Source organism: Halorubrum sp. AJ67 (assembly GCF_000513435.1).
In genome coordinates, this window is record NZ_CBVY010000019.1 from 96446 (window position 1) to 98767 (window position 2322).

General features: G+C 67.0%; 4 protein-coding genes. 3 read left to right on the forward strand and 1 reads right to left on the reverse strand.

Translation table 11 applies throughout. From position 1 onward, the window contains the following. The 3 genes from BN903_RS13170 to BN903_RS13180 form a co-directional block, all read left to right on the forward strand. A partial coding sequence (locus BN903_RS13170) for an N-acetyltransferase (RefSeq protein ID WP_154018143.1) occupies positions 1-330 on the forward strand: 330 nt, incomplete at its 5' end. Positions 331-380: 50 nt separating this feature from the next. After that, the gene (locus BN903_RS13175) at positions 381-1004 is read left to right on the forward strand and encodes an adenylate kinase (protein WP_048078167.1); all 624 of its coding nucleotides are present in this window, start codon (positions 381-383) and stop codon (positions 1002-1004) included. A 99-nt stretch (positions 1005-1103) separates the two neighbouring features. Beyond that, positions 1104-2009 carry a DUF106 domain-containing protein gene (locus BN903_RS13180; protein ID WP_048078168.1) on the forward strand — a complete coding sequence of 302 codons (906 nt, stop codon included), beginning with the start codon at positions 1104-1106 and terminating at the stop codon, positions 2007-2009. Between the two features lie 48 nt (positions 2010-2057). Here the strand turns inward: BN903_RS13180 and BN903_RS13185 are convergent. Further along, a partial coding sequence (locus tag BN903_RS13185; protein WP_048078169.1) for a PfkB family carbohydrate kinase occupies positions 2058-2322 on the reverse strand: 265 nt, incomplete at its 5' end.

The window sequence follows — 2322 nt, forward strand, 5'->3', positions numbered from 1 at the left end:
CGACGCTCGTGCCCCGACGGCGACGCCTATGAAACTGGCGAGTCGTTCGTCCACCAGGCGTACCAGCGCGCCGGGATCGGTACGCACCTCATCCGCGGGCTGCTCGGCCACGGGCAGGCGAACGGCGTCGAGAAGGTGTGGCTCACCGTCGAGCGGTGGAACCGCGCGGCCGTCTCTCTGTACAAGAAGATCGGCTTCGAGACCTCCGACGCCGAGAGTTTCGAACTGGAGATGGGGCTGCGGCTGAACCCCGAGGTCGAGACCGGGGAGTCGAGGACCGACGGCGAGATCGAGGAGCCGGAGGGCGACGGGGGCGACGCGGCCGAGTAGCGTTGGCCGGAATCTTCAAGTCTTTAGGGGCGGCGCGCGACCAGTCCGGTATGAGCCATCGAATTCTACTCCTCGGGGCACCCGGTGCCGGAAAGGGGACACAGAGCGCGAAGCTGGCCGACGAGTACGGCGTCGAACACGTCACGACCGGTGACGCGCTCCGCGCGAACAAGGAGATGGAGACGGAGTACGGCACGCCGAAGTCGTTCATGGACGCGGGCGAACTGGTCCCGGACCCGGTCGTCAACGAGATCGTCGAGGCCGCGCTGGCCGACGCCGACGGGTTCGTCCTCGACGGCTACCCGCGCAACCTCGATCAGGCGGAGTACCTCTCTTCGATTACGGATCTGGACGCCGTCATCCTGCTCGACGTCGACGAAGAGGTCCTCGTCGACCGGCTCACGGGACGCCGGGTCTGTGACGACTGCGGTGCGAACTACCACGTCGAGTTCCAGCCGCCGGAGGAGCCGGGCGTCTGCGACGAGTGCGGCGGCGAACTGATCCAGCGCGAGGACGACACCGAGGAGACCGCCCGCGAGCGGCTGGAGGTCTTCTACGAGAACACCGAGCCGGTCGTCGACCACTTCCGCGACGAGGGCGTCCTCGTCGAGGTCGACGGGGAGGCGACGCCGGACGAGGTCTTCGATCGGATCGCCGACGTCGTCGAGAGCTAAATCGCGTCGTCATCGAAAGCCAAATCGCGGCGTCGTCGAAGACCGACCCGAGCCGCGATCCTACAAGGTTCTTAACCGTCGACTGCTAATCGGCCGCTAATGAGCAAAGTCGAACGGCGGGTCCGCTCGCTGGTCCGCGAGGACGGCGAGATGCGGGACGCCATCGAGACCGTTCTCGACAACGCCAGCGGCGGCGAAGTCCGATGGGTCGACGTCCGCGACAAGATATCCAGCGGACAGTGGGGCCGGCTCATCGAGAAGGAGATCCTCGTCGACGGCGAGGAGGGGTTCGCGCTGGCCGACCGCGACGAGATCGAGGCCGGCCTGGAGGACGACGACTCGGGCGGCAGCGACGTGGAGACCCCCGAGACGACCAGCTGGTCGAAGTGGGACAAGCTGGCGGGGCTGGCGACGGTCGGCGCGTTCGTCGGCTACGCGGTCGGCCCGGTCCGCAACGCGATCGCCGGCGGGATCGACGTCGTCCTCGGGCCGCTCCTAAACGTCGTCCCCTTTTACGTCGTGATCATGGTGATCGCGCTCGGGACGGGGCTGTACTCGACGCTGCTGCGCGCCGGGCTCATGGACATGGAGAAGATGGCCATGTACCAAGACCGGATGAAAGACATCCAAGAACGCCGGAAGGAGGCCGAAGAGCGCGACGACGACGAGGCGCTCGACGAGATCCAAGAAGAGCAGATGGAGGCGATGGGCGACCAGCTCGGCATGTTCAAAGAGCAGTTCCGCCCGATGGTGTGGATCATGTTCCTCACCATCCCGGCGTTCCTCTGGATGTTCTGGGTGATCGGCTACCGCGGGTCCACTGCGGAGTACCCGGCCGTCGCCGCACAGGAGCTCGTGGTCCCGCTCGCCGGCACCGTCACGTGGGACACGGGGATCGTCGGCCCGATCCAGATGTGGATCCTCTGGTACTTCCTCTGCTCGATGGCGTTCACGCAGATCGTCCAAAAGAGCCTCAACATCGAGATGTCGCCGTCCTCCTCGTAGACGACGCGACCCGCTCCCCGTCTTCTCCCCGTTCGCTCTCTCCCCGTTTCACCCCGCTCTCTCTTCCCGTTCCGCGAGGAACGACTCGACCGTCTCCCGCGACGGGATCGACCCCATCCCGCCGACCTCCCGAACCGACAGCGCCGCGGTCGCGTTACCGAACGCGATCGCCTCGCGGAGGGCGTTTCCGTCGCCGTCTGCGGATTCGTCTCTCCGACCGCCCGCGATCCGCGAGAGGAACCCGGCGGTGAACGCGTCGCCGGCACCGGTCGCGTCGACGGCCTCGACCGCGAACCCGCCGCGGCGGACCGTC

What these genes read in the sequence shown, in the direction of transcription:
- BN903_RS13175 (WP_048078167.1), top strand. Translation starts at nt 381, where the DNA reads ATGAGCCATCGAATTCTACTCCTCGGGGCACCCGGTGCCGGAAAGGGG.
- BN903_RS13180 (WP_048078168.1), top strand. Translation starts at nt 1,104, where the DNA reads ATGAGCAAAGTCGAACGGCGGGTCCGCTCGCTGGTCCGCGAGGACGGC.